Consider the following 22,874-nt stretch of genomic DNA (forward strand, 5'->3'; position numbering starts at 1 on the left):
TTAAGTGCCAAATTCCAAGATGGAATCTCAGGTTAAGTGCCAAGTCTCAAATTAAGTGCCAGGCTAACTTGTTGAAACTGTTCGGGGCGGAATCTTACGGTTAAATGCAAAACGACACCGGACGTGCTCCGGCTGCAGCGCGACACCATCGATTTTGCTACCGGCGAGAAAATGCCGGCGCGGTATTCGACGCGAGCGATGATCCGGCTGGAAGCCACCATGGCGCGGCAGGCTACATGGCTGTCAGCCAAGGATATGCATGCCGTTCCCGAGGCTGTATTGGATGCGACCTTCAGGCGACATGAACGGCTGTCCGACGAGCAGAAAGCGGCGATCGAGCGCATTGCCGGACCTGCCCGCATCGCTGCCGTCGTCGGTCGCGCAGGTGCGGGCAAGACCACGATGATGAAGGCGGCCCGTGAAGCCTGGCAATCGGCCGGATATCGCGTTGTCGGTGGCGCGCTTGCGGGCAAAGCGGCCGAGGGTCTTGAGAAGGAAGCAGGTATCGAGAGCCGGACGCTTGCGTCCTGGGAGCTGCGCTGGAACCGTGGCCGTGACGCGCTGGACGACAAGACGATCTTCGTCATGGACGAGGCCGGCATGGTGGCCTCGAAACAGATGGCTGGGTTCGTTGATATGGTGGTTCGGGCGGGCGCGAAGATCGTGCTGGTCGGCGATCCCGAGCAGCTTCAGCCGATCGAGGCGGGCGCTGCCTTCCGCGCCATTGTCGATCGCATCGGCTATGCCGAACTCGAGACCATCTATCGCCAGCGCGAGGATTGGATGCGCAAGGCTTCGTTCGATCTCGCGCGCGGCAATGTCGAAAAGGCGTTGAGCGCCTATGGTGCCAATGTCAGGATTACGGGCGAGCGTCTGAAGGCCGAAGCCGTAGAGAGGTTGATCGCCGACTGGAACCAGGATTACGATCAGTCCGAGACGACACTGATCCTCGCCCATCTGCGCCGCGACGTTCGCGTCCTCAATGTCATGGCTCGCGAGAAACTCGTCGAGCGCGGCGTTGTCGGTGAGGGCAAGGTATTCAAGACGGCCGATGGCGAGCGCCGTTTCGATGCCGGCGACCAGATCGTCTTCCTGAAGAATGAGGGATCGCTCGGCGTCAAGAATGGCATGATCGGCCACGTCGTTGAGGCCCAACCGAACCGCATCGTGGCCGTGGTCGGCGAGGGGGATCATCGGCGCCAGGTGATCGTTGAACAGCGGTTCTACAACAATCTCGATCATGGCTATGCCACGACGATCCATAAGAGCCAGGGCGCGACGGTTGATCGCGTGAAGGTACTGGCCTCGCTATCTCTGGATCGTCATCTGACCTATGTGGCGATGACCCGCCATCGCGACGATCTGCAGCTTTACTACGGGATGAGGTCCTTCTCCTTCAATGGTGGCCTGGCCAAGGTTCTATCCCGAAAGAATGCTAAGGAGACGACACTCGATTACGAGCGCGGTCAGCTCTATCGAGAGGCGCTACGCTTTGCCGAGAACCGTGGCCTGCACATCGTGCAGGTCGCTCGCACGCTGGTACGCGACCGGCTCGACTGGACATTGCGCCAGAAGGCTAAGCTAGCCGATCTCGGCCAGCGCCTTAGCGCCTTCGCCGCGCGCCTTGGCTTCACTCAAACCCCGAAGACCCAAACGATGAAGGAGGCCACACCCATGGTCGCAGGCATCAAGACATTTTCCGGCTCGGTTGCCGATACGGTCGGTGACAAGCTTGGCGAGGATCCCGGCCTGAAACGGCAATGGGAAGAAGTCTCGGCGCGCTTCGCTTATGTCTTCGCCGATCCTGAAACAGCCTTCCGGGCTATGAATTTCGATGTCGTGATCGGCGACAAGGTCGCTGCGCGTCAATCGCTCGAAACCCTGGAGACGAACACCGCATCGATCGGCACGCTCAATGGCAAGTCTGGTATTCTTGCCAGCAAGGCGGAGCGTGAGGCGCGCCGCATCGCACAGATCAATGTTCCGGCCCTGAAGCGCGACCTCGAGAAGTATCTACGTATGCGCGAGACGGCGGCTCAACACATGGCGGCTGATGAACAGGCGTTGCGCCAGCGGTTCTCGATCGACATTCCGGCCCTGTCTCCGGCGGCGCGCGTGGTGCTGGAGCGGGTGCGTGATGCGATCGATCGGAACCACCTACCAGCCGCGATGGCCTACGCGCTCAGCAATCGCGAGACGAAGCTTGAAATCGACGGCTTCAACAAGGCTATTGCTGAGCGGTTCGGCGAACGGACGCTGTTGAGCAACGCCGCGCGCGAGCCGTCAGGAACGCTGTACGAAAAGCTCTCCGACGGCATGAAGCCGGAGCAGAAGGAACAGCTGAAACAAGCCTGGCCAGTGATGCGGACGGCGCAACAGCTCGCGGCCCACGAGCGCACCGTCCAGTCGCTAAGACAAGCCGAGGAACAGCGTCGTGCACAGCTCCAGACGCCGGTACAGAAGCTATGAGGCGGAGCGGCATTCTTTTGTTTCTGGCGGCCGCCGCCGTCGTCATGTCCGTGCTGGCGGCGACTGCGTTCACGGGCGGCTATCGCCTGAACCTGACCCCAAGCGAGCCGCTCGGACTCTGGCGTATCGAGGAGCTTCGACGTCCGGTCGCTATCGGCGATCTGGTGTTTTTTTGCCCGCCCATGACAGCTGTTTTTGGCGAGGCGAGGCGGCGCGGATACTTGCGGCGAGGGCTTTGCGCCGGCGGGTTCGCGCCGCTGATCAAGACGGTCGCAGCACTGCCCGGACAGCGCGTAAAAATCACCGATCACGTCTTCATCGACGGCCTTTCGGTCCCCGCGTCGTCTGTGTGGCGCACGGACGGCGAGGGCAGGGCGCTTACGTCTGATCCCGGCGGCGTCGTACCGCCGCATCATCTGTTCCTTCACTCACCCTTTGCGAGCTCCTATGATAGTCGATATTTTGGCCCGGTTCCGGATTCCGGTCTGCTCGGCCTGGCGCGGCCAGTCTTCACCTTCGATCTATGATCGCAGTGACGACCAGAGGAACGACCGCTGGAAACCCATCCTTCTGATCATCGCCTCGATTGCCTGTGGGAGGATCGGCTGGAGCGGCGAGGTGTCTCTCCTTCCAGTCGCCATGATCTTTCCGTTGCTCTGGGCAATGGCACCGTCACGCTACAACGCTGCGCTTGTAGCGGCCGGGTATTTCCTGGCGGCCTCCCGCGGATTGCCGCAGGGCGTGGCGAACTTCTACGCCGCCGATCTTTGCCCCGGTCTGGCGCTTTGGGTGATGGCTTCCGCATCCTTCGTGATTGTCCATGCAGTGTTTTGGACGAAAAATCGTAACGAAGACGCTTCCGGGAGAATAGGGACGGACGCGGCGAGAGTGGTACGCTGTCTTATGGTGATGGTGCTTATGGCGTTGCCGCCTTTCGGCATCACCGGTTGGGCACATCCCCTGACAGCGGCTGGCGTCTTGTTTCCCGCCTGGGGATGGTGGGGGCTGTTCGCGATGGCGACCGGCCTCACCGTCATGACGACAAGGTTTTGGCCGGCCGCCGCCATCATCCTGGGAGGATTGTGGCTCTGGTCCGCCGCATCGTGGACGGGACCGAGACTACCAGATGCTTGGGTGGGCGTCGACCTAGAACAAGCCCACAACCTCGGCCGCGACGGATCGCTTACGTACCACCGTGCCCTGATCGCAACGATGCGACGGAGAATTGCTGCGCATCCGGACACAGATGTCGTGGTGCTGCCTGAAAGCGCGCTCGGCTTCTGGACACCGACCGTCGCGCGGGTCTGGCAGCAAGGTCTCCGTGGCTCGGACCTCACCGTCATCGCTGGCGCTGCCGTCGTCGATCCCAAGGGCTATGACAACGTGATGGTAGCGATCTCAGCCGACGCGGCAAAGGTCCTTTATCGCGAGCGCATGCCGGTTCCCGGCTCAATGTGGCAGCCATGGTTGCCATGGACCGGGCAGGTCGGTGGCGCGCGGGCCGACTTCTTCGGCAATACGGTGGTTGAGGTCGAAGGAGTGAGGATCGCGCCGCTGATCTGCTACGAGCAGCTCATTCTCTGGCCGGTCCTGCAATCGATGCTGCACGCGCCTCAGGTGATCATTGCCGTTGGCAACGGCTGGTGGACCAAAAACACTTCGATCGTCGCCATCCAGAAAGCGAGCGTCGCAGCCTGGGCAAGGCTCTTTGGCCTGCCCGTCATTATGGCCTTCAACATATAAGGAATACCCGGGATGCTTGATGCCGTCCTTATCCAACAATGCTCCGATCCTTCCTTGAAGCCTGCGATCGTCGAGCAGTTCATCGCGAAGGCCGGATCGCAGGATCCGCTGGCTGTCACCGTGCGCGCCGGCAACCGCGTGGTGCTGGTGCCGAAACCGACAACGCCGGAAGAGGCTCTGGCTCTGATCCGCGACAATCTCGGTCGCAACACCGTTCGCGTTGGTGTCACCCAATATCCGGCAGGCCTCGGCATTGTCGAAGCCGGTCAGTTGAAGCCGGGTATGGTCGAGCCTTGTGAGAATATCCGCATGGGGACGGCGTTGTTTGCCAAGGTCTTTCGCATCGTTTCGAAATGGTATGGCAATCCGACGGCGAAGGAAGTCCTGCCACAGGTCATGGATGATGCGTTCATCGCCTGGCAGACGGGATATTTCGAAGGGGTAGCGGTGTTTCGGGCGGAGGATCCGGGCCAGGAGAAAATCATTCGCCCCGCCACGGAAGATTCCGAAGAAACTCAAAATGGCACTGACCCTAGTAAAGATAACGCCGCGCCGGCAATCGCTACCGACATGGCAGCATCTGATCCGAACAAGGCAGGCATCAGGATCGACCTCTCGGGGGTTGGTGCGAGACCGTGAAAGAAACTCTGCAGATCTGCAAAGCGATTGTTCTTCCAATGCCCTAGCGGAAACAGTCTGGTGCTTTTATAAGACGGGCAGGGCAGTACGCGCTGCCTGGGGGTGTGGAAACCCTTACTCGGCGGTTGGTGTCGGCCGATACGACATCAGAATCCTCTGGCCATTGGCCGGTGGGCCTGCGACGTATGTCCAGGTGCTCCGGTGCTAAAGGTCGCAGGACTGTCCGAGTACAGTTTCCAACCCCCGGCTTGGGATCAGAGATTAACGTTTGCGGGGGCGCACCGCAGACAATATCTTATGGTTGGATCACAAATGAATTTGAAAGATTCCTCAGTGTCGGACAAATGTGAACTGCGCCCGGTGATGGGGCTGACGCGCGGACTTTCAAGCGCGGACATCGAGACTTTGACGGTGAATGCCATTCGACTGCACAGGCAGCTAGTCGAAAAGGCGGATCAACTCTTCCAAGTGTTACCGGACGACTTAAAGACCGGAACAGCCACCGGGGGCGCGCAGCATCTCAAATACATCGAAGCGATGATTGAGATGCACGCGCAGATGAGCGCGGTCAACACGCTGGTCGGTATTCTCGGGTATGTTCCGAAGGTTTCCGTCAACTGACGCTTGCTCAGATGAGCCCTGCCCGGATGGCAGTTGCGACGAGATGTGGCATTGTATGGATCTCTAACCGCTTGCGGGTCTCCTCGAGCTTGCTTTTCACCGAATTGTATTTGACCCCTTCCAGATCAGCAGCTTCCTCCATCGTCTTTCCGACTGCGATCCAGTTAAGATAGGCGGCCTCCTTTGGGTCGAGCCAGGTCGGGTGCTGTGCAATCGGCGTGAGGGGCAGCAAGGACATGCGGGTGTGAAGCTGTCCGACAGCGGCGGCTGCCGCGACAGGATCAATATCGCGTTGGAGGTCAATCGCGGATTTATTGGAGGCAAGCGTGAACATGGAAGTCGATCCGTTGGCAGCTTTAATGGGGATGGTGATTCCAGAGCGGATCCCGAAATCCGCCGCCCGGTCAAAGAACGCCCGCTTCTCCTTCGCAAGATGTCGCCTTTCTACCTCTCCACTCCACGTAAACACCCGCTTCAGCGACTTTGCGCGGTTTACGATCGGATCTATGGCCTCGAATTTTCGCTTGAAATAGATCGATCGCCATTCGGCAGGGTAATTTGATGAGGCGATCGTGTGACCCGGTCGGATGTATAGATAGGCGTAGCCGCAGAATCCCGCTTGATGGGCGAGGTGGGTCAGAGCATCCTTGAGAACATCTTCGTCGCCCCGAAGCGCAGCAAGATCGATTAGCTTGTCCAGCCAGTGTTGCATATTTTGCTCCGTAAATTGTCAGGTGGGACAGGTCACGAGGCGGTCCTCATTAGCCGACATCTATTTTGAAGCTCCAACGAAGATTGCATTCATTGAATGGCACTCTCAATGCGGCCAGCCACGCCTCCCGAGAGAGCAGGCTGCAGATACAGCGCCGAGATTAGATTTGCAGAATTGGGAACGTCTAATAATCGACGCTCCCAAGAGATCATTTCTAGTTGGATTTTGTTTCTACGCAATACCAAGTGTTTCTTGAAGCTGCTTAGTATTCAACGGGATACAATAGGCCGGGGTATCGGGCTGAAACAGACGACCCTCCTTAAGCGGACCGGCATCGACAGCGTCAAAACCAAACTGGTCTAGCAATTTCGCAACGACAGCTTTAGCCTCAATATCGTCGCCGGCGATCGGTTGAGCACGTCGGTTGAGCGTGCCAGAGGGTAATCCTTTATCAAGGTCGAATGCCGGGATCGCGCTGAACGCCTTGACTATCCGAGATTGTGGCAGACGGTGCGCGAGCAATTCGCCGGCCGTAGTATCGCCGCGGTCAAGCGCGGGAATCTGTCCGTCGCGATCCGGATAATAATTGTTGGCATCGATCACAATCTTGCCAGTCATGGGGCTGACGGGAATATCATTCAAGGCATAAAGGGGAACGGCTACCAAAACGATTTCACCAAACGAGGCAGCTTCGGCGGCAGTCCCTGCAGCCACCGAACCACCGTTGCGGGTTTGCAACTGTAGCAGACCCACAGTAGTAAAGAGTGATCGTGGAGTTCGGGAGTTGCTAATCATAACGTCGTGACCCGCGCTGAGAGCGAGGGCCGCAACGCCGCGCCCGACATGGCCCGAACCTATAATTCCGATTTTCATACGCTTTTCCTTTACTTAATTTGCGATGAGGGTGTTGACTGAAGGGAAACGCGCTCCAACGCGCACTTAACCACGTTGTGAAGTTCCTCGGCTTGCCAGCCGGTACGGGCTGCTGCAGCGATGCCTTGTAGTACGACGATACAGAAAGCCGCGAGTCGATCTGACGATTCCCCGGCGCAAAAATCGCCTTTTTCCTGACCTTCCTTAATGATGTCAACAATCATTGAGTGCACGATATTTTGAGATTCAATCAGCGTTTTTCGCGCGGTCGGCGGCGCATCGCCAGATGCGCCCAACAATGAAAGAAAGCATCCAGATGGCCATGTCTCCGAGGTGGTCATACAAGCCCAGCTGTGCATTAACCGACCAAGCCTGTTTTTCGGCCCGCCGACGCTCTTAATTGCAAGGACTTGCCGGGTTCTCTCAGCGATGTAGTGATCAAGCACACGTGTAAAGAGAAGTTCTTTGCTGCCAAACGCGGCCTGAAGACTGCCTCGCCCCAGACCAGTCGCCTTGACAATATCGTCAAACGATGTGGCCTCGAAGCCCTTCTCCCAGAAAAGCTTGAGGGCATGATCTAATACCTGATGCTCGTTAAATGTACGAGGACGAACCATCTCAGCCTCCGCTATTCTTTTTGGCCATGTTTCCTTCAAAAAAATCGCAAGCACCCTCGCGCTGATCGTTCATCTAATCGCTCCAATTGCCGATCTTTAGATTTGGCGACCCAGACAGAAGCCGTCATCGCGATTCCTTATGAATGCTTAGATTTCGCGTACACTGACGACTGACGATGTTTTGTTATGGTCATACCATAACAAAACATCGTCAGTCGTCAAGCTTGTTCTATGAATTGGCACCAGTCCGCGGGTATATTATTCTGAATATAATCCAGAGGGCGATTAATCGCCCTCAGCCGCTGGCGCGGCCCGTCAGCACAACTGGCTGAAATGTTTTAGCATTGACCACATGAATGCCGTTCAGGACGCGTCAATTTTCACCCATATTCCGACCCGGGCCGGTTCGTATTTGTAACCCGCAGTCTGGACGGCAACCTTACCTGATTCGCCATCATGACTGTTGAAACGCCTGGACAACTTCCGTGGGGGTATCCCAGAGTATCTGTGCACCGCTTGCCACTAATTCCTCGGCGGAACCGTAACCCCAAAGCGCTCCTGCACCAGTTACTTGGTTTGCAGTAGCCCCGATCATGTCAAAAGATCTGTCGCCGATCATTATAACTGACGAACGTGGCAAATTAAAAGTTTCGATAATAAACTGGATAATTTCTTCTTTGGATTTTTGACCATCGCCCGGCAGGGCTCCATGAACTGCACGAAAGTAACCATGAAGACCGAGGCGACTAAGCAGTCTCCCTGCAATATCTTCCATTTTGGAAGTCGCAATGAACATTTGGCGATCCGTTGCTCGGATCGTATCAAGCAGCTCTATTATGCCGCTATAAACCAAGACATTTGAGATCGGGAGTTGAGCCTGGTGGGCGTAAAACAGGGTGAGCGCCTCGGCAACGCGATCGTCGCCATAGTGTTCCAGGACCTTCCGCATCGAGGAAGACATTGGTGGTCCCAGACAGAAATCCAAGTTTTGATCGGTATCTAGTTTATGACCAAGACCTGCCAAGGCTGCCCGAATACAGGCGATGATTTCGAGGCGGGAATCGATCAAAGTCCCATCGATGTCAAAAAGTACGAATCTTTTGTCTTTCAACATTGGACACCTCTAGTTCGGATTGCGGCACTTAAAAAGACGTCTCTGGTGGCGTGGCCTCGACCGTGCTTGGTTTCAGGGTTCTCTGAATGATCCGCTGATAACTCTGGGTAGACCAAGTCCGGCGGAATAAACCAGTAGGTTTCTGCCTATCGATATCCGCTGGTATAGATCCATAGCACCCAAAAATATTTCACGTGATTGAAACCGATATTTCGGCACCAACCGCCGACTTTGAAATCGGAGACGCCGGCAACTTTCCGTTCACACGTGTCTCTAGTAGCTCAAATCGTATCGAAATGTGCCGAAACAAGACCAAACCGATTGGAACTTTCGTCAGTAGGTCGCACGTCCACCTGACAGGTCAAATGTGAAGCCGGTGGTGAACGTGCATTCTGAGCTTGCAGCAAAGGCGACCGTTGCAGCGATTTCAGGGATGGTCAAAAAGCGGTTCATCGGGATCTTGCTCTTGCTGGCAGCAATATGCTCTGGCGTCATTTCCTTGAACAGGTCAGTCTCCGTGATGACGGGGGCCACACAATTCGCGAGAACGCCCTTGTCGGCGACCTCGCGCGCCAACGATTTGGTGAAGCCAATAACTCCCGCCTTGGCCGCGGCATAAGCAGAGATACGTGGATTGCCTTCCTTGCCAGCAATCGAAGAGATATTGACAATACGGCCGTAGCCCGCCTCGGTCATGATCGGCAGCACTGCCCGGCAGCAGAAAAACACCCCGGTTAAATCAACGCTGATGACCTTGTGCCATGCGTCAATGGGATAGTCCGCCACATCGAAGATTGGACCATTGATGCCGGCATTGTTCACCAGCACGTCGATGCGACCGGTCTTTGCTTCTAGCGCCGCAACGGCGGCTTCCACGGCTTCTAGGTTTGAGACATCGACCACCTGTTTAAGGATCGGCGTGAAATTCGCCGTGGCATCATCGAACTGATCAAAACCGACATCCCATATCGCGACATTGGCGCCTTCGGAAGCAAGCCGCTGGGCGATGCCCAATCCGATCCCCCGCGCGCCACCCGTTACTATTGCCGTCTGTCCTTGGAATTTAGAAGTCATACCGATGTCCTTTGAAGGTTGCGAGCGCGGCCGCGGCCGTGAACGGTGCGGGGAGGCGGCTCGCTGTCCGTCTCCCGTCAAGTCATGCTGAAGAGTTGGAGCGTCAGGGGGCGCTGAGAACCCCGCCGCTCCTGACCTTGGTCTTGTCGAACTCGGTCACCTCCATCTGGTAGCCGATATGCAAGCCCTCGCCCCGCCATGCCTCGACCACCTGTTTCATCGCCGCGAACAGGGTGTCGGCGATCTCGTCGACGAGTTCGACGGATCTTCCCGGCGCGATGCGGATTAAGACCTGCACATAATCCGCACCCCAGGCCCGCGGGCCGCACAGGCCGAAATCCGCGGACTGGGCAATCGTGCGAACGCCGCCGTCGGGAAAATGACCGCATGCAAGTGCTGCCTCATGGAGTGCCCCTCCTAGAACGTCGATGCGCCCTGACAGTTTGGGAGTGGCCTGAATCAGGATATGGGGCATTTCGCATCCCTTCTGGTGCGTGGACGTGAACGAACACCTGGCGGTGTTCAGTGATGAGCCAGTATTTCGCCGAGAAACGCTCGTGTTCGCTTGTGTTGTGGCGCCGAGAAGAAGTCTTTTGGCGAGTTTTCCTCGACGATCTCGCCGTCGCTCATAAATATGACACGATCGGCAACCTGACGGGCGAAACCCATTTCATGGGTAACGCAGATCATCGTCATGCCGTCATTGGCGAGGGAAATCATTGTGTCGAGCACTTCTTTGACCATTTCTGGATCGAGCGCGGAGGTCGGTTCGTCGAACAGCATGGCAACCGGTTCCATACAAAGCGCGCGGGCGATCGCAACGCGCTGCTGTTGGCCGCCGGACAATTGCGCAGGATATTTCTGGGCCTGATTGGCAATCTTGACGCGCTCGAGCAATCTCATGGCGGTTGTCTCGGCGTCCATTCGCGACACGCCGCGAACCCGCATCGGGGCAATGATGCAGTTCTCCAGCACCGTTTTGTGCGGGAAGAGGTTGAACGATTGGAACACCATGCCCACCTCGCGGCGGATCGTGTCGATGGCGGTCGTTCCTTCCAGCTTGGTGCCGTCGACCTCGATCGTGCCCGACTGGATCGCTTCAAGGTGGTTGATGCAGCGGATAAGGGTCGATTTGCCCGAGCCCGATGGCCCGCACAGGACGATCTTCTCGCCGCGGCGAACGGATATGCTGACGGATTTGAGGGCATGAAAAGCACCGTAGTACTTGTTCACATCCATCATGCGAATGAGAGGGGATTGCAATGTCATTTCTGCCTCCGGAAAACGGGTCGGCCGTCACTGCCGGCAGCCGACCCAGTCAAACTCATTTCACGACAAACGGGACGTTTTCGACGCTTTCCGGAAACTTCGGCACATCGACCTTGATCCATTTGGCGTAGGACTGCTTGAACTCATCGGTCTGGCGATACTTCGTGATGAAGTCGTTGAAGGCTTGGTTCCAGTCCTTCTCGCCAGGGCGCGAAGCAGCGGCGAACCAGATGTTTCCTATGACGAGCTTGCCCTCGTAGGTTCCCGGCTTCAAGCCATCCAGCTTGCCTATGGCAAACTGGTTTGCGGCGATCGCGTTGACCTGTCCTGACAGCAGGGACTGAATCGTTGCTGAATCGTCGTCGAAACGGCGAATGTCCGTTCCGGTCGGAGCCATCGCCGTCAGAAGCGTATCGATCGTCGAGGACCGCGGAGTGCCGACGATCAGCGCCTTGAGATCGTCCGGCTTCGTGACGGTCGCCGTCTTTTCGCTGATGATGTAATTCCTGACTTCGAGATAGGGCGCGCTGAACTGAACCGACTGGGCGCGTTCCGGCGTCATACCGAGGCTTGCGATCAGCATGTCCACTTTCTGGCTGGCGAGGGAGGGTATGCGCGCTGCTAGCGAAAGCTGGGCGAATTGCAGTTCGACGCCGAGGCTCTTGGCGAAGGCTGTCGCGATCTCGGCGTCGAAGCCCTGCTGCTTGCCAGCAGTATCCATGAAGCCATAGGGCGGATTGTCGCCGGAAATGCCGATAATGATCTTGCCGGCCTTCTTGGCAGTTTCTAGGTCGCGCGCTTGGGCGAAGCCCGGGAGCGAAGCGAAAATCAAAGCAGCCGTGAACAGCGATAAGAGTGTGGTGTTTGCGACCGGTTTGAGGCGTCGAGCGCTATTGGTCCTGGTATTCATCGTCAGTCTCTCCTCCTTAGTGAGATGAAGTTGCCGGTGTGGGCTGTCAGCGGCTCGATGCCGGCAACTGCTTTTCGAGATGCCGACCGATGAGCGATACGGGCCAGCAGATAATGAAATAAAGTATGCCGACCACGCCGAAGACGAGCAGCGGCTTGTAGATCAGGTTGGACAGCATCTGTCCCGAGCGGCTGAGCTCAACGAATCCGACGATGGCCGAGAGCGACGTTCCCTTCACGAGCTGGACCAGAAAGCCGATCGTTGCCGGAAGCGAGAGCCTGAAGGCCTGAGGCAGTATGATTTCCTTCATCGTCGTTCTGTAGTTCAGGCCCAGCGCATGGCAGGCTTCCGTCTGACCGCGAGGGACTGCCTCTATCGCGCCGCGCCAGATGTCGCCGAGGAAGGCGGAGGCATGTGCCGTGAAGGCCATGCCCACCGCGAGCCAAGGTGCCACTTCGAGACCCAGGATCGGCAGGCCGAAATAGACGACAAAGAGCTGCATGAGCAGCGGCGTGCCCTGGAAGAGCCCGATCCAGGCCCGCGCTATGCTACAGATGACTCTGTTCGACGAATGACGGGCAAGCGCCACCGCGAGACCGAACGGAATACCGCCGATGAAGCCTATCGCCGTCAGAAGAACGGTCCATTTCAGGCCATTGAGCAGAAAGGTGAAGTCTGCAAAGGTCATTGTCGCCTCACCGAGTGGGATAGTTGAAAGCACTCCGACCGATAAATCCGAGCAGCGACATCACGCAAAGCGAAAGCAGCAGATAGATTCCGGTCAGTGTGAAGTAAACTTCGAAGCTCCTGAACGTTGCATCTTCGATGCGCTGTCCTACGGAGGTCAGTTCGAAGGCCGAAATCGAGGTACAGATCGCAGTGTTGAGCGTCAGCAGGATGAACTGGCTGGCAAGCGACGGGTAGATCGCCCGCAGCGCCGGCTTGATGATCACCATTCTGAAGATATCCCGCGATTTCAAGCCTAGTGCGTATCCCGCTTCCCATTGGCCCCTCGGTACGGAATCGACACCGCCGCGTATGATCTCGATCGCATAAGCGCCACCGTTGAGCCCTAGCGCCAGGATCGCGGTAAAGGTCTGGCTGAGCTTGATGCCGAGGAAAGGCAACGCGAAATAAAGAAAAAAGATCTGCACCAGAAACGGCGTGTTCCGGATAACTTCGATGAAGGCCGAGACGATGACGCTCGAAATCCGTTCGTTGGCGCGCCGGATGGCGACGCCGAGAATGCCGATGACGAGCGACAGGGCCATCCCTGCAAAAGCGAGAATGATGGTATAGGCGAGACCGGACAGGAGCTCCGGCCATCGAGCGAAAACCACCCAAAAATCGAGATTGACGTTCATGTCACGTGTTTCCAGTGCGACCGATCGAGGGTCGGGGAAGGGTTCCTTTGTCGTCGCCGACAAAGCGACCCGACAATCCTACGTATATTGATGGATCAGGGTGTCGAGCCGGTGAAGGCCCTTTCCAACAAATCCCTGATGTCGTCGCGGACGAGCGGTCTAGGCGACCAGTAAGGGTTCGCTGTGGCTAGATCTGCGGCCCTATCGAGGCCGTTTTTCGGCATTCCGATGTCCTTGAGAGCCGTTGGCGCGCCGGCCGACATTCCCAGTTCCTGAAGAGCGATTGCGGCAGGCTTGTTTGAGCCGCAAGCCCTGCTGATCGCCTTCATCGCCTCGGGCGCAGAAGCGGAGACATAGCTCGTAGCGTAGGGCAAAATCACCGAATGGGTTTCCGCATGCGGCAGGTCAAATGTTCCGCCAAGCGTGTGACAGAGCTTGTGGTGAATGGACATGCTGACAGAGCCGAGGCAAGTTCCAGCCAGCCAGGCGCCGTAGAGCGCGGCCTGTCTTGCCTCAAGGTTCTGGAGATCTTCTTTCAGAATGGGCAGGGCCTTCGCAAAACTGCTGATCGCATCTTCCGCCATCAACGAGATGATCGGGTTTCCGTCCGGTGCATAGAGCGCCTCGACGGCGTGGGCGATTGCGTTCATGCCGCTCGTCGCGCTGAGGCCAGCGGGGAGGGCAATCGTCAGATCTACGTCGTAGATGGTAGTCGCCGGTAATATGGCCGGGTCGCGCCGCGTCGTCTTGATCCCGTTTTCGGTTTCGCCGAGGATCGACGTCATTTCGGAACCGGCATAGGTCGTCGGGATCGCAAGATGCGCAAGGCCGGTACGGACCGAAAGCGCCTTGCCGAGCCCGATGGCCGAGCCGCCGCCGATCGAGACAACGCCATTGGCACCGAAGGCTTCAAGCTCCCTAGCAGCCTCCGCCGTCACATGGGTCGGCGTGTGCATCACCGCTCGGTCCAGGGTTCCGACACCAAGATCGGCCAGATGTCCGAGCACGATTTCGGCGCTGTCTCGCTGGTGCGGTGTGCTGAGGACCACAACCCGGCTCATCCCAAGGCGCGCGGCTTCCTCGCGCACGGCTTTAATAGTCCCGGAACCAAAGACGATCCTGTTTGGTTGGGCTTGAAATACAAAGTCGCGGGCGCTCATGGTATCTTCTCCGGGCTGAGAACGAAGTCATAATCGAGAACCAAATAGGGGAGGTCCACGTTCTTGCCGTCTGGAGCAATGCCAGGCGTACAGCTGCGATATCCAGTGACGAGCGAATTCTTCACGCCGAAAACCACATCCGTATCGAGATAAGGGTCGCCATCAATGAACACATGTGTGACAAGCGTTTCCTGATCGGGCGCGGCAATCATGAAATGGACGTGTTCTGGCCGGAAGGGGTGGCGTCCTTGCGCTTCGAGCATCTTTCCGACTGGGCCGTCATTTGGGATCGGATAGAATTTTGGCCGCACCGTCCAGAACCAGAAGCGCCCGCCAGCATCCGTGTTAAACCTGCCCCGCATGGCGAGGTCATGTCCTTTTTGGACGTCGTAGAAGCCTTCGTCGTCCGAGTGCCAGGAATCGACGGTCGCGCCCTCGATAGGGCTACCCGCGATGTCTTTCACTGTACCGGATACGAAGAGGGGAACGCCGGGAACGCCTTCGGAAATATTCGCGCCGAGGGCGAACTCCTGCCTGTCTTCAACGAAGAAAGGCCCGAATACCGTCGTTTCCGTTGCGCCGTCGGGGTGGCGGTGATTGATAGTGTCTACGAGCATTGAAACACCAAGTGCGTCGGACAGAAGAATGAACTCCTGTCGGACATCGCTGCACATCTGCCCCGTTTGCGTCAGGAAATCGATCCCTTGTTCCCATTCCTTCTGGGAAGGCTCGACCTCGCGGACGAAGTTATGCAGATGACGGATCAGCGCCTGGCTGATCCGGCGGATGCGATCGTTCGAACCGCCCGCAACCGCCCCGACAACTTCGTCCGTGATCGTTATCTCATTTAAATCTCGCATGCGTTCCTCCCGAAAGCATTTAGAGAAGGGGCTTGCCTTCAAGCCACTCCTTGCCCTTCGCGTAAAGTGCGTCGACGTTCGGGCCGACCAGCCCCGGCATATCCGGCTTCACCTTGTAGCCGATCGTGCTCTGCAAATAAGCGAGATGGCGATAGCCTTCCGGGAATGACGCAAGCCGCGCCTTGTCAAGTTTCGGTACGCGGGCCGGGTCGACGGGATCGATGCGATCCTTTTCGTAGATCGGCTGGCGCACGAAGATCGCCCATTTTCCGTCGCGCCGCTCGATGAAGTCGTAGAAACGGCCCGTGCAAACCACGTCACAGGGGACGCCCTCGACTTCGGCACGCTGGTTGATCGTCATCTTGGTCTGCGAAATCGCCCGGTTGCCATTTATCTCAACAGACGTGCCGCCGAGAAAGTGAAGGATACGAACACCCTTTTCGAAGCCTTCTTTGCTGATCGCAATGAACTCGTCTGGCGTGCCTTGAAACCAGGTCGCCATCATCTTCCCATCCGGATGCCAGCAAGTGCGGAACTGCTCCCAGTCACAGGCATCTCTCCACACGGCCCAGTTCTCCAGTAGCTCGCGAATTTGAAAAGTGTCTTCTCGGGTGCTCATAAGCGCGTCTCCAATATCGTCATATGTTCCTGTATATGAACATGTTCTATATGTAAACTGATTATGTGTTTTTTTTGTTTTGATCGATGAGAAAACGCACACACGGCAAAGCGATCGGGCGCGAAAGCCGCCGACGCGATTTCATGATGAAGGCCGTCGTGCCTCGGCTATCTTTACGGGGGTCAGGCGACCTTGCGGTGCAGCGTTGTGGCTGCGCGAGCGAGAGTCTCCTCGCACAGTTTTTGTTTTGCCAGATCGAAGCGAGAGACGGGCGTTGCTATGTTGAGGGAGGCGAGTGGATAGCCGGAGGCGCTCAGAACCGCGGTGGACACGCCCATAATTCCTTGCGTGAACTCCTCCCGCACATAGGCGAAGCCGGTCTTTCTCACTTGCTCAAGCTCCTCACGCAACCGTTCAACTGAATCGATCGTGTTAGACGCGAATTTCTCGAACGTGACTCGACCCAAATATTCCTCAAGCATATTGCTGGGAAGATGGGCCAACAGCGCTTTTCCTCCCGACGTGGCGTAAAGTGGTGCCACGTCACCCTGCCGCATTGTGAAGTTCAGGCGATGCGGACCTATGGCCGATGCCATGACCTCCGATTGATCGCCCTTTATGAGGTTGATTGCGCAGGTCTCCTGCGTTTCGCTTGCCATCCAGGTCAGGACAGGGCCTGCGGCAGCAATAATGTCCGTATTGCCATGAACCTTTGTTGCAAGCGAAGCAATCGAGGGCCCGAGGCGGTAGCCCTTCGAAGTCGCCGAATAGGCCAGATAGCCGCGCTGCAGAAGCGTTTTCAGCAATTGCGTGAGGCTGCTTTTCGGGATGTTGAGCTCTTCGGCAATTTCCGCATGCGTCTTTTCTGCATCCCAGCGTCCGAGAAACTCGAAAAGATCGAGAACGCGCGTCGCAGACTTGACGCTGCCGGGACCGGTATCCTGCGAGGGATCGCGTCCGATGTTTGCGTTATGACTGTTCATTGAAAGCATCCCTTTTTATATGCTTTTAACAACCAGAGCATCGGTGGCAAAGCTTGTTTCACCTATAATAGCACAATCTGTTCTCAAAGACCATCAGGCGGTTTATAAATGAGAAGAAGTTCTCATTTAAATTCAATTTTCAATGGACGGGCTAGACCTATTTTGATAGCTGCTGAAGCAGAAGGCTCGGTTCCGGCGAGGAGACACGAATGGCAGAACGTTCACTTCATCACCTGACGATGATAAACAAGCATCCGGTTCAGATCGCTGAAGCGGCAGCGGCGGGCGGTTTCTCCCACTGTGGTATCCGGCTGGTAGCGCCACGGGCTGGCGATCCGCTGATCGATATCCTCAAAGAGCCGGGGGGTATCGTAGCGCTCGGCGACCGTTTGACGTCGCTTGGGATCGGACTTCTCGATATCGAGGCGGTCTGGCTCAGCGAGACCACCAATGTCGCCGATCTGTACCCGGCCTTCGAAGCAGGTCAGAGGCTCGGGGCGCGCTACCTTCTTGCCGTGGGTAACGATCCCGAGCCGAACCGCCAGCATGAAAATTTCCAGGCGCTGTGCGAAGCGGCAGAATTATACGACCTCAAGGTCGGGCTTGAATTTATCAGTTATTGCCAGATCAATTCCCTCCAGAAGGCTGCCGATGTCGTTGTAAAGTCTGGAAGGTCCAATGCCGGCCTTATAATCGATTCTCTGCAGTTCTTCCGCTCCGGGATGACACCGTCCGATCTGACGCCTGAGATTGCGGCGCGTGTCCTTTATGCGCAAATTTGCGATGCTAGGCTCGAGGCACCTGCAACGATAGACGAAAAGCGGTTCGAAGCGCGCGAGGACCGGCTGCTGCCGGGTGACGGTGAGCTTCCAATCCGCGAACTCATGGCCGCATTGCCGCCTTATATCCCGATGAGCCTCGAAGCTCCGACCCAGACGCTCAAGGGAGCATCGCATTTTGAAGTCGGTACGATTGCCGGCGCGAAGATGCACGCCTTTCTTAATTCTGTTGGCCGCTGATCGCGCTCGACCAACGGGAAGGCGGCGGTCGTGTCATTAGCACGCTTCGATGATCAGCCTTTTGAGAAACACCGTGTCTCGATTGAAGTGGCAGCGGAAGAATACTTCTATGATCTCAAACGTTTACTGGCCGTAGGGCTTTGCAGACATCTGTCAGAGCCTGTCAATAGAGAGCTCTGCAGAATATCGCGAGATGGCGTATGTTTGTTAAAGAATGGAGTCTTTTTGCACGAAGAAATGTTTCGTTAGTGAAACAAGTCTGCACACCAATCATTTCATTCAACAAATATTTACCCTGATGACATAAATATAATCCCTACCGTACATTGGGGAATTATAATGGGCACCGTAACTACATCGGCGCTTGCAGTAACCCTGCTGACAAGTGCAGCCGACGCAAAGACGATCGGCGTAGCAATGGCGTGAGCTGGGGATAAATTTCAAGGAAGCTTGCTTAAGGGTATCACAAGTTCGGCTGCTGGGACGCCAGGAGTTGTCATCAAGGTGTCAGACGCTAAAGGCGACCCTGCAACCCAAATTGATCAACTTAAGACGTTCGTCGCTGACAAAGTGGATGCGATCATCATCGGGCCAGCCGACGGCGATCTTGGGCTCCAGATTTCCAAACTGGCCAGCGATGCTGGTATTCCTATGGTTTACGTGAATAACCAGCCAATCAGGGGTCGGAACAAGGCCTGTTCCCACAGGCACGCTAAGGCGGCACGAAGCATGAACGTGCATCACCGACCGGCGGAAATTTCCCACTAACATCGTCCCAATGGGGAACTCTCGCCGTAAATAGGTCATGATCGGTAATGAGCTTCGGTGTTTTGGGGACCGAACCGTTATGTCGAAAGCATTGAAGAAGATTTCGATCAGTTTGTTAGTTCTGGCTGCCGTCGTTTCATCGACGATATTCCTTCTCAACACCAATCTTCTCGCCGCGCGGTCGGAAGGTGAACCTATCCTCCTTGCACATCGCGGGATTGCACCTCGATACGATATGACGAACGTCAAATCTGACACGTGCACTGCAACGCGAATGCTGCCTTCAGGTAACGTTTTCATCGAGAATACAATCGCTTCCATGAAAGCCAGTTTCGAGGCCGGTGCGGATGCCGTTGAGTTTGACATTCACCCGACGACGGACGGAGAATTTGCGGTATTTCACGATTGGACCCTCGACTGCCGAACTGACGGTCATGGTGTCACCCGCGAGCATTCGATGACAGACCTACGGAAGCTCGATGTTGGATATGGCTACACTGCGGATGGCGGAGAGGCGTTTCCGTTCAGAGGTAAGGGAATAGGCCTGATGCCAACGCTGAAAGAGGTGCTGGAGGCCTTTCCAGGAAAACGCTTTCTCGTGAACATCAAGAGCAATGATCCGAAGGAAGGGGACCTATTTGCTTCCTATCTTAAGGCATTTCCTCAGGAGGTAACCAGCAAGCTTTTCGTCTATGGCGGAGAACGCCCGATTGCAAAGCTTAAGGCATTGATGCCGGATTTGAAGACAACGACCAGAGTGTCAGCAATGGCTTGCCTGAAGGAGTATGCGCAATGGGGATGGGCCAGCATAGTGCCATCGCCCTGCAGGAACGGCGTCGTCTACATTCCGATCAATATGGCGCCTGACATGTGGGGCTGGCCCTATCGCCTGCTTGACCGGTTTAGAGGGGCCGGCAGCGAGGTCTTCATTATCGGACCCTACCATGGCGGAAACTATTCTAATGGCGTCGATACAATTGCCGACCTCAAATCGCTTCCTGATGACTGGTCTGGCGGGCTCATGACAAATGAACTGGAGTTGCTCGCACCAGCCATGGGACGCAAATAGCGGCTTCGATCAAGCCGCACGAAGAAGTCGACCGGGCAGCCGCAAGGGTCTGAAGCCTTCGGGCATCTGGTGCTCAGCGTCCCATGAATAGATGCCGGTGAGATTGATATGCTCCCAACTGAGCGGCGAAACGTGCTTTAACAACTCGTCAGGGACATGCCGTCCCTGCTGTCGCATGTGTATTGTGGCCCGGCTAAGATAGACTGTGTTCCAGTGCACGATGGCGCTGACGACCAGGTTGAGGCCCGAAGCACGGAATGCCTGGCTGTCAAAGGAGCGGTCACGGATTTCTCCGCGCTCGTGGAAAAAGACGGCGCGCTTGAGCTTGTGGGCAGCCTCGCCCTTGTTGAGACCGGCCTGACAACGTCGGCGGAGTGCCAGCGTTGAATACCATTCGATCATGAACAACGTACGCTCGATGCGCCCGACTTCGCGGAGTGCTCTGGCCAACTCGCCGGATTTCGGCGAGGCGGACAACCGCTTGAGAATCGCCGACGGCGCTACGGTGCGTGTGGTGATCGAGGCGGCAAGGCGCTGGAGTTCGTCCCAATATTCCATGATGAGCGCGGTGTTGATCGGTGCCCCGATATGATTTGCCAGTGAGGGATAGGCGCCGGCCTTCTCGAAGGTGTGGAATTTTCGGTCCTTTATGTTGCGGAGGCGGGGCGCGAAGCGCTTGCCGATCAGGCAGAAGAGCGCAAAGACATGGTCGCTGGCACCGCCGGTATCCGTGAACAGCTCCTCGATCTCCAAAATGGTCTCGTGATCAAACAGGCCGTCGAGCACATAGACGGCCTCACTCTCGGTCGGGCTGATCGGCAGGATGCTGTAGTAGCCGTACTGGTCGGAAAGGCCGCTGTAGAATTTCGTGCCCGGCTCGCTGCCATAGTGAAGATTGATATCGCCGCGTCTGGCGGCTCGGTCGCTGGCACGGAAGAACTGCCCGTCGGATGACGCTTTCGTTCCATTACCCCAGATTTGCGAATGAGGATGGCGGGTGTGCGCATCGGTTACGGCCGCCTGCGCAGCCCGGTAGGTTTCTGAGCGGGCTTGGAAGCTGCGCATCCAGCCGATTTGGTGAGCGCTGATCCCCTTGGATGCTCCCGCCATGCGTTTCGGACCCAGATTTGTGCCATCGGCAAGCACGCCGGCCAGCATGGCGGGAATGTTTTGCGGTACATCTCCAGTTCGGACATGAGTGAACTGGTCGGCGAATCCTGTCCATTCATGCACTTCCCGCAGGAGATCGGGGACCTCGACCAGAGGATACATGTCCGTGATTTCGGCATTGATGACTTCGGCCGCGGCCGGTACATCGCTAGCAAGCGGCGTCACGATCAGCGTGCCGTTCTCCATCCTGACGCCATCAAGTTTCCCGAAACGGGCGCGCCAGGCCAGTTGTTTGAGATTGGCGTCCATCATCTGCCGGACCTCAGTAAGCCAGGCAGCGCAGTCAGCCTGAACACCGAGTTCGAGCTGATCCTGCTCCTTGAGGGCGACAAAAGCTGGCTTTGGCATAAGATGTTCGTCAATCGGCCGGAATGAACGGCTGCCTTCGACCCAGATATCGCCTGAACGCAGCCGGTCACGCAAATGCGCGAGCGTAGCAATCTCGTAAAGCCGCCGATCCGGCTTTCCATCCTCAAAAACCAGTTTCTTCTCGGTTGCGCCAAGATGGTCTATGGGCACACGATCCGGCAGAACACGACGCCCTTCTACATAAAGCGCTTTCAACGTCGCGACCGCAGAAAGCAGCGGATCGTGCCGGCGGCGCGAATTGAACATGAATGTTTGAAGGAAAACACCGGCGAACTTTCGGATATTCCCATGCTGTTCGGCCGCTAGCACCAGCGGCGCAGCGTCGGCGCTTCCCACAATCGCTTCAAGTCCGGGTTTGATCTGAAGCAGTCGATGCCAGCCGACTTGTCGATTGATCGTCGCAAGCGCATCTTCATCGGCATCATTGGCGGCCTGCAGGGCGACGATCGTGTCGAGGAACAACCGCAGAGCTTTGGATGTTTCAATGCGCGCGTTCATGTGCCGCTGCTTTTTCCGGTTGTTAGCCTGGGAGAACAGCCGGCCCATCAACTTGATGAACATCATCACGGCATCGTCGGTGAGCTTCTGGCCAAGCTTGATGACCTGTGCCACGATCGTCGCGCGCCGACGGCTTGCGCCGAAGTCTCCGGCAAGCCATGCTGGCACCGCGTCTCCTTCCCGAACCATCTGGTCCCATCGTCCGGAAGGAATGCGGGCCTGCAAACGAGGATCGATCCCGACCGAGCGCAGGAACGCGATGCGCTCCGTCAATCCGACCAGGTTGACCGCACCCGGTGCGTCGGGAGCTGACCGCAGCCAGTGGAAACGCGTCTGTCCGATCGCCGGATCGACGTCCAATAGTGCATCAAGGGTCTCCAGCTTTTGCGGGTCGATATCCGAGAGTAAAGCACTCTCCGCGCGACGACGGGCAAGCGCACGAGCTGCAATGCCTATTTTCTCAATGGAATGTTGGGAAGGGAGCAATGCTTTCTGCCCTCGAAAAGCGTTCACGACCGCAGTGGCAATCGGCAGTCCCTTGTCTCCTGTCGCAGCCGCTTCGGTCGCAGCCAACAACGCTGCACGACGATCATCGCGGTTTGCCGTGTGAAGGCCGAGATAATCCGTAAGGTGTCGGCTATGGTCAAAATGGGTCTGGGTACGGCGGGCGTAGATGGGATAGGCGCGTGGCTCGACGCCGAGCTGAGCAGCGATATGATCGACAATAGCTGAAGGCGGATGCTCATCCTCGCGAAGAAGTCTTCCAGTTTGTCGGATGACACAAAGCTGGATGGCGAAACCAAGCTTGTTGTGAGCCCGTCGGCGCAATTCGCATTCGAGACGATCGCTGGCATCCAGCGTGTAGTGGCGGATGAGACCGTCTTCGTCCGTCGCCAGGCCCAGAAGGTTTTGCGCTTCTGCTGCGCTGATCAGTTTCCTTCGACCCACTCACTT

At 56.9% G+C, this 22,874-nt stretch carries 22 protein-coding genes and 1 pseudogene; 8 read left to right on the forward strand and 15 right to left on the reverse strand.

The features are described from left to right. Positions 1 to 117: 117 nt before the first annotated feature. The 5 genes and pseudogenes from traA to RMR16_RS23930 all read left to right on the forward strand — a co-directional run. Positions 118 to 2,469, forward strand: a pseudogene (gene traA, locus RMR16_RS23910) (Ti-type conjugative transfer relaxase TraA); the annotation flags it as partial. Between the two features lie 44 nt (positions 2,470 to 2,513). Then, entirely contained in the window at positions 2,514 to 2,996 is a 483-nt protein-coding gene (gene traF, locus RMR16_RS23915; RefSeq protein WP_413786060.1) for a conjugative transfer signal peptidase TraF, read from the forward strand. After that, positions 2,917 to 4,212, forward strand: coding sequence for a conjugal transfer protein TraB (locus tag RMR16_RS23920; protein WP_320202191.1), 1,296 nt, complete (start codon positions 2,917 to 2,919; stop codon positions 4,210 to 4,212). The genes traF and RMR16_RS23920 overlap by 80 nt, the downstream gene beginning before the upstream one ends. A 12-nt stretch (positions 4,213 to 4,224) precedes the next feature. Continuing rightward, a complete protein-coding gene (locus tag RMR16_RS23925) occupies positions 4,225 to 4,851 on the forward strand; it encodes a TraH family protein (protein WP_320202190.1) in 627 nt (208 codons plus the stop codon). 312 nt (positions 4,852 to 5,163) lie between these two features. Then, positions 5,164 to 5,472, forward strand: coding sequence for a transcriptional repressor TraM (locus RMR16_RS23930; RefSeq protein WP_320202189.1), 309 nt, complete (start codon positions 5,164 to 5,166; stop codon positions 5,470 to 5,472). 7 nt (positions 5,473 to 5,479) lie between these two features. Here RMR16_RS23930 and traR read toward each other — a convergent pair whose 3' ends face one another. From traR to RMR16_RS24000, 14 genes are all read right to left on the reverse strand, one after another. Next, complete coding sequence (gene traR / locus RMR16_RS23935; protein ID WP_320202188.1) at positions 5,480 to 6,184, reverse strand: autoinducer-binding transcriptional regulator TraR; 705 nt, start codon at positions 6,182 to 6,184, stop codon at positions 5,480 to 5,482. 231 nt (positions 6,185 to 6,415) lie between these two features. After that, positions 6,416 to 7,057: an NADPH-dependent F420 reductase gene (locus RMR16_RS23940; protein ID WP_320202187.1), complete on the reverse strand. Its 642-nt coding sequence runs from the start codon at positions 7,055 to 7,057 to the stop codon at positions 6,416 to 6,418. 11 nt (positions 7,058 to 7,068) lie between these two features. Further along, positions 7,069 to 7,674, reverse strand: a complete 606-nt coding sequence (locus RMR16_RS23945) for a TetR/AcrR family transcriptional regulator (RefSeq protein WP_320202186.1) — start codon at positions 7,672 to 7,674, stop codon at positions 7,069 to 7,071. A gap of 454 nt (positions 7,675 to 8,128) precedes the next feature. Further along, on the reverse strand, positions 8,129 to 8,788 hold the full coding sequence (locus tag RMR16_RS23950; protein ID WP_320202185.1) for an HAD hydrolase-like protein: 660 nt from the start codon (positions 8,786 to 8,788) through the stop codon (positions 8,129 to 8,131). A 333-nt stretch (positions 8,789 to 9,121) separates the two neighbouring features. Further along, positions 9,122 to 9,862: an SDR family NAD(P)-dependent oxidoreductase gene (locus RMR16_RS23955; RefSeq protein WP_320202184.1), complete on the reverse strand. Its 741-nt coding sequence runs from the start codon at positions 9,860 to 9,862 to the stop codon at positions 9,122 to 9,124. A 103-nt stretch (positions 9,863 to 9,965) separates the two neighbouring features. After that, positions 9,966 to 10,337, reverse strand: a complete 372-nt coding sequence (locus RMR16_RS23960) for a hypothetical protein (RefSeq protein WP_320202183.1) — start codon at positions 10,335 to 10,337, stop codon at positions 9,966 to 9,968. A gap of 47 nt (positions 10,338 to 10,384) precedes the next feature. Next, entirely contained in the window at positions 10,385 to 11,131 is a 747-nt protein-coding gene (locus RMR16_RS23965; protein ID WP_320202182.1) for an amino acid ABC transporter ATP-binding protein, read from the reverse strand. A 55-nt stretch (positions 11,132 to 11,186) separates the two neighbouring features. Beyond that, entirely contained in the window at positions 11,187 to 12,041 is an 855-nt protein-coding gene (locus tag RMR16_RS23970; protein ID WP_320202181.1) for a transporter substrate-binding domain-containing protein, read from the reverse strand. 46 nt (positions 12,042 to 12,087) lie between these two features. Continuing rightward, positions 12,088 to 12,729 (reverse strand): amino acid ABC transporter permease, encoded by a 642-nt coding sequence (locus tag RMR16_RS23975; RefSeq protein ID WP_320202180.1) that lies wholly within the window; start codon positions 12,727 to 12,729, stop codon positions 12,088 to 12,090. A 7-nt stretch (positions 12,730 to 12,736) separates the two neighbouring features. Then, positions 12,737 to 13,405 (reverse strand): amino acid ABC transporter permease, encoded by a 669-nt coding sequence (locus RMR16_RS23980; protein ID WP_320202179.1) that lies wholly within the window; start codon positions 13,403 to 13,405, stop codon positions 12,737 to 12,739. 95 nt (positions 13,406 to 13,500) lie between these two features. After that, positions 13,501 to 14,565, reverse strand: coding sequence for a maleylacetate reductase (locus RMR16_RS23985; protein ID WP_320202178.1), 1,065 nt, complete (start codon positions 14,563 to 14,565; stop codon positions 13,501 to 13,503). Then, the gene (locus RMR16_RS23990) at positions 14,562 to 15,425 is read right to left on the reverse strand and encodes an intradiol ring-cleavage dioxygenase (protein ID WP_320202177.1); all 864 of its coding nucleotides are present in this window, start codon (positions 15,423 to 15,425) and stop codon (positions 14,562 to 14,564) included. Before RMR16_RS23990 ends, RMR16_RS23985 begins: the two co-directional genes overlap by 4 nt. A gap of 19 nt (positions 15,426 to 15,444) precedes the next feature. Further along, the gene (locus RMR16_RS23995; protein ID WP_320202176.1) at positions 15,445 to 16,044 is read right to left on the reverse strand and encodes a nuclear transport factor 2 family protein; all 600 of its coding nucleotides are present in this window, start codon (positions 16,042 to 16,044) and stop codon (positions 15,445 to 15,447) included. A 182-nt stretch (positions 16,045 to 16,226) separates the two neighbouring features. Further along, complete coding sequence (locus RMR16_RS24000; protein ID WP_320202175.1) at positions 16,227 to 17,027, reverse strand: IclR family transcriptional regulator; 801 nt, start codon at positions 17,025 to 17,027, stop codon at positions 16,227 to 16,229. 209 nt (positions 17,028 to 17,236) lie between these two features. Here RMR16_RS24000 and RMR16_RS24005 point away from each other — a divergent pair, with 209 nt between their 5' ends. The 3 genes from RMR16_RS24005 (at position 17,237) to RMR16_RS24015 (ending at position 19,883) form a co-directional block, all read left to right on the forward strand. After that, the gene (locus RMR16_RS24005; protein ID WP_320202174.1) at positions 17,237 to 18,046 is read left to right on the forward strand and encodes a sugar phosphate isomerase/epimerase family protein; all 810 of its coding nucleotides are present in this window, start codon (positions 17,237 to 17,239) and stop codon (positions 18,044 to 18,046) included. Positions 18,047 to 18,496: 450 nt separating this feature from the next. Next, the gene (locus tag RMR16_RS24010; protein ID WP_432355523.1) at positions 18,497 to 18,814 is read left to right on the forward strand and encodes a substrate-binding domain-containing protein; all 318 of its coding nucleotides are present in this window, start codon (positions 18,497 to 18,499) and stop codon (positions 18,812 to 18,814) included. Between the two features lie 79 nt (positions 18,815 to 18,893). Continuing rightward, entirely contained in the window at positions 18,894 to 19,883 is a 990-nt protein-coding gene (locus RMR16_RS24015; protein WP_320202173.1) for a glycerophosphodiester phosphodiesterase family protein, read from the forward strand. A 9-nt stretch (positions 19,884 to 19,892) separates the two neighbouring features. Here RMR16_RS24015 and RMR16_RS24020 read toward each other — a convergent pair whose 3' ends face one another. After that, complete coding sequence (locus tag RMR16_RS24020) at positions 19,893 to 22,868, reverse strand: Tn3 family transposase (RefSeq protein WP_320202172.1); 2,976 nt, start codon at positions 22,866 to 22,868, stop codon at positions 19,893 to 19,895. Positions 22,869 to 22,874 lie beyond the last annotated feature (6 nt).

It is taken from the genome of Agrobacterium sp. rho-13.3 (genome assembly GCF_033957765.2).
Classification (GTDB): Bacteria; Pseudomonadota; Alphaproteobacteria; order Rhizobiales; family Rhizobiaceae; genus Agrobacterium.

Coding starts and splice junctions, on each gene's coding strand:
- traF (WP_413786060.1), top strand. CDS start 2,514: ATGTCCGTGCTGGCGGCGACTGCGTTCACGGGCGGCTATCGCCTGAAC.
- RMR16_RS23920 (WP_320202191.1), top strand. CDS start 2,917: ATGATAGTCGATATTTTGGCCCGGTTCCGGATTCCGGTCTGCTCGGCC.
- RMR16_RS23925 (WP_320202190.1), top strand. CDS start 4,225: ATGCTTGATGCCGTCCTTATCCAACAATGCTCCGATCCTTCCTTGAAG.
- RMR16_RS23930 (WP_320202189.1), top strand. CDS start 5,164: ATGAATTTGAAAGATTCCTCAGTGTCGGACAAATGTGAACTGCGCCCG.
- traR (WP_320202188.1), bottom strand. CDS start 6,184: ATGCAACACTGGCTGGACAAGCTAATCGATCTTGCTGCGCTTCGGGGC.
- RMR16_RS23940 (WP_320202187.1), bottom strand. CDS start 7,057: ATGAAAATCGGAATTATAGGTTCGGGCCATGTCGGGCGCGGCGTTGCG.
- RMR16_RS23945 (WP_320202186.1), bottom strand. CDS start 7,674: ATGGTTCGTCCTCGTACATTTAACGAGCATCAGGTATTAGATCATGCC.
- RMR16_RS23950 (WP_320202185.1), bottom strand. CDS start 8,788: ATGTTGAAAGACAAAAGATTCGTACTTTTTGACATCGATGGGACTTTG.
- RMR16_RS23955 (WP_320202184.1), bottom strand. CDS start 9,862: ATGACTTCTAAATTCCAAGGACAGACGGCAATAGTAACGGGTGGCGCG.
- RMR16_RS23960 (WP_320202183.1), bottom strand. CDS start 10,337: ATGCCCCATATCCTGATTCAGGCCACTCCCAAACTGTCAGGGCGCATC.
- RMR16_RS23965 (WP_320202182.1), bottom strand. CDS start 11,131: ATGACATTGCAATCCCCTCTCATTCGCATGATGGATGTGAACAAGTAC.
- RMR16_RS23970 (WP_320202181.1), bottom strand. CDS start 12,041: ATGAATACCAGGACCAATAGCGCTCGACGCCTCAAACCGGTCGCAAAC.
- RMR16_RS23975 (WP_320202180.1), bottom strand. CDS start 12,729: ATGACCTTTGCAGACTTCACCTTTCTGCTCAATGGCCTGAAATGGACC.
- RMR16_RS23980 (WP_320202179.1), bottom strand. CDS start 13,405: ATGAACGTCAATCTCGATTTTTGGGTGGTTTTCGCTCGATGGCCGGAG.
- RMR16_RS23985 (WP_320202178.1), bottom strand. CDS start 14,565: ATGAGCGCCCGCGACTTTGTATTTCAAGCCCAACCAAACAGGATCGTC.
- RMR16_RS23990 (WP_320202177.1), bottom strand. CDS start 15,425: ATGCGAGATTTAAATGAGATAACGATCACGGACGAAGTTGTCGGGGCG.
- RMR16_RS23995 (WP_320202176.1), bottom strand. CDS start 16,044: ATGAGCACCCGAGAAGACACTTTTCAAATTCGCGAGCTACTGGAGAAC.
- RMR16_RS24000 (WP_320202175.1), bottom strand. CDS start 17,027: ATGAACAGTCATAACGCAAACATCGGACGCGATCCCTCGCAGGATACC.
- RMR16_RS24005 (WP_320202174.1), top strand. CDS start 17,237: ATGGCAGAACGTTCACTTCATCACCTGACGATGATAAACAAGCATCCG.
- RMR16_RS24015 (WP_320202173.1), top strand. CDS start 18,894: ATGTCGAAAGCATTGAAGAAGATTTCGATCAGTTTGTTAGTTCTGGCT.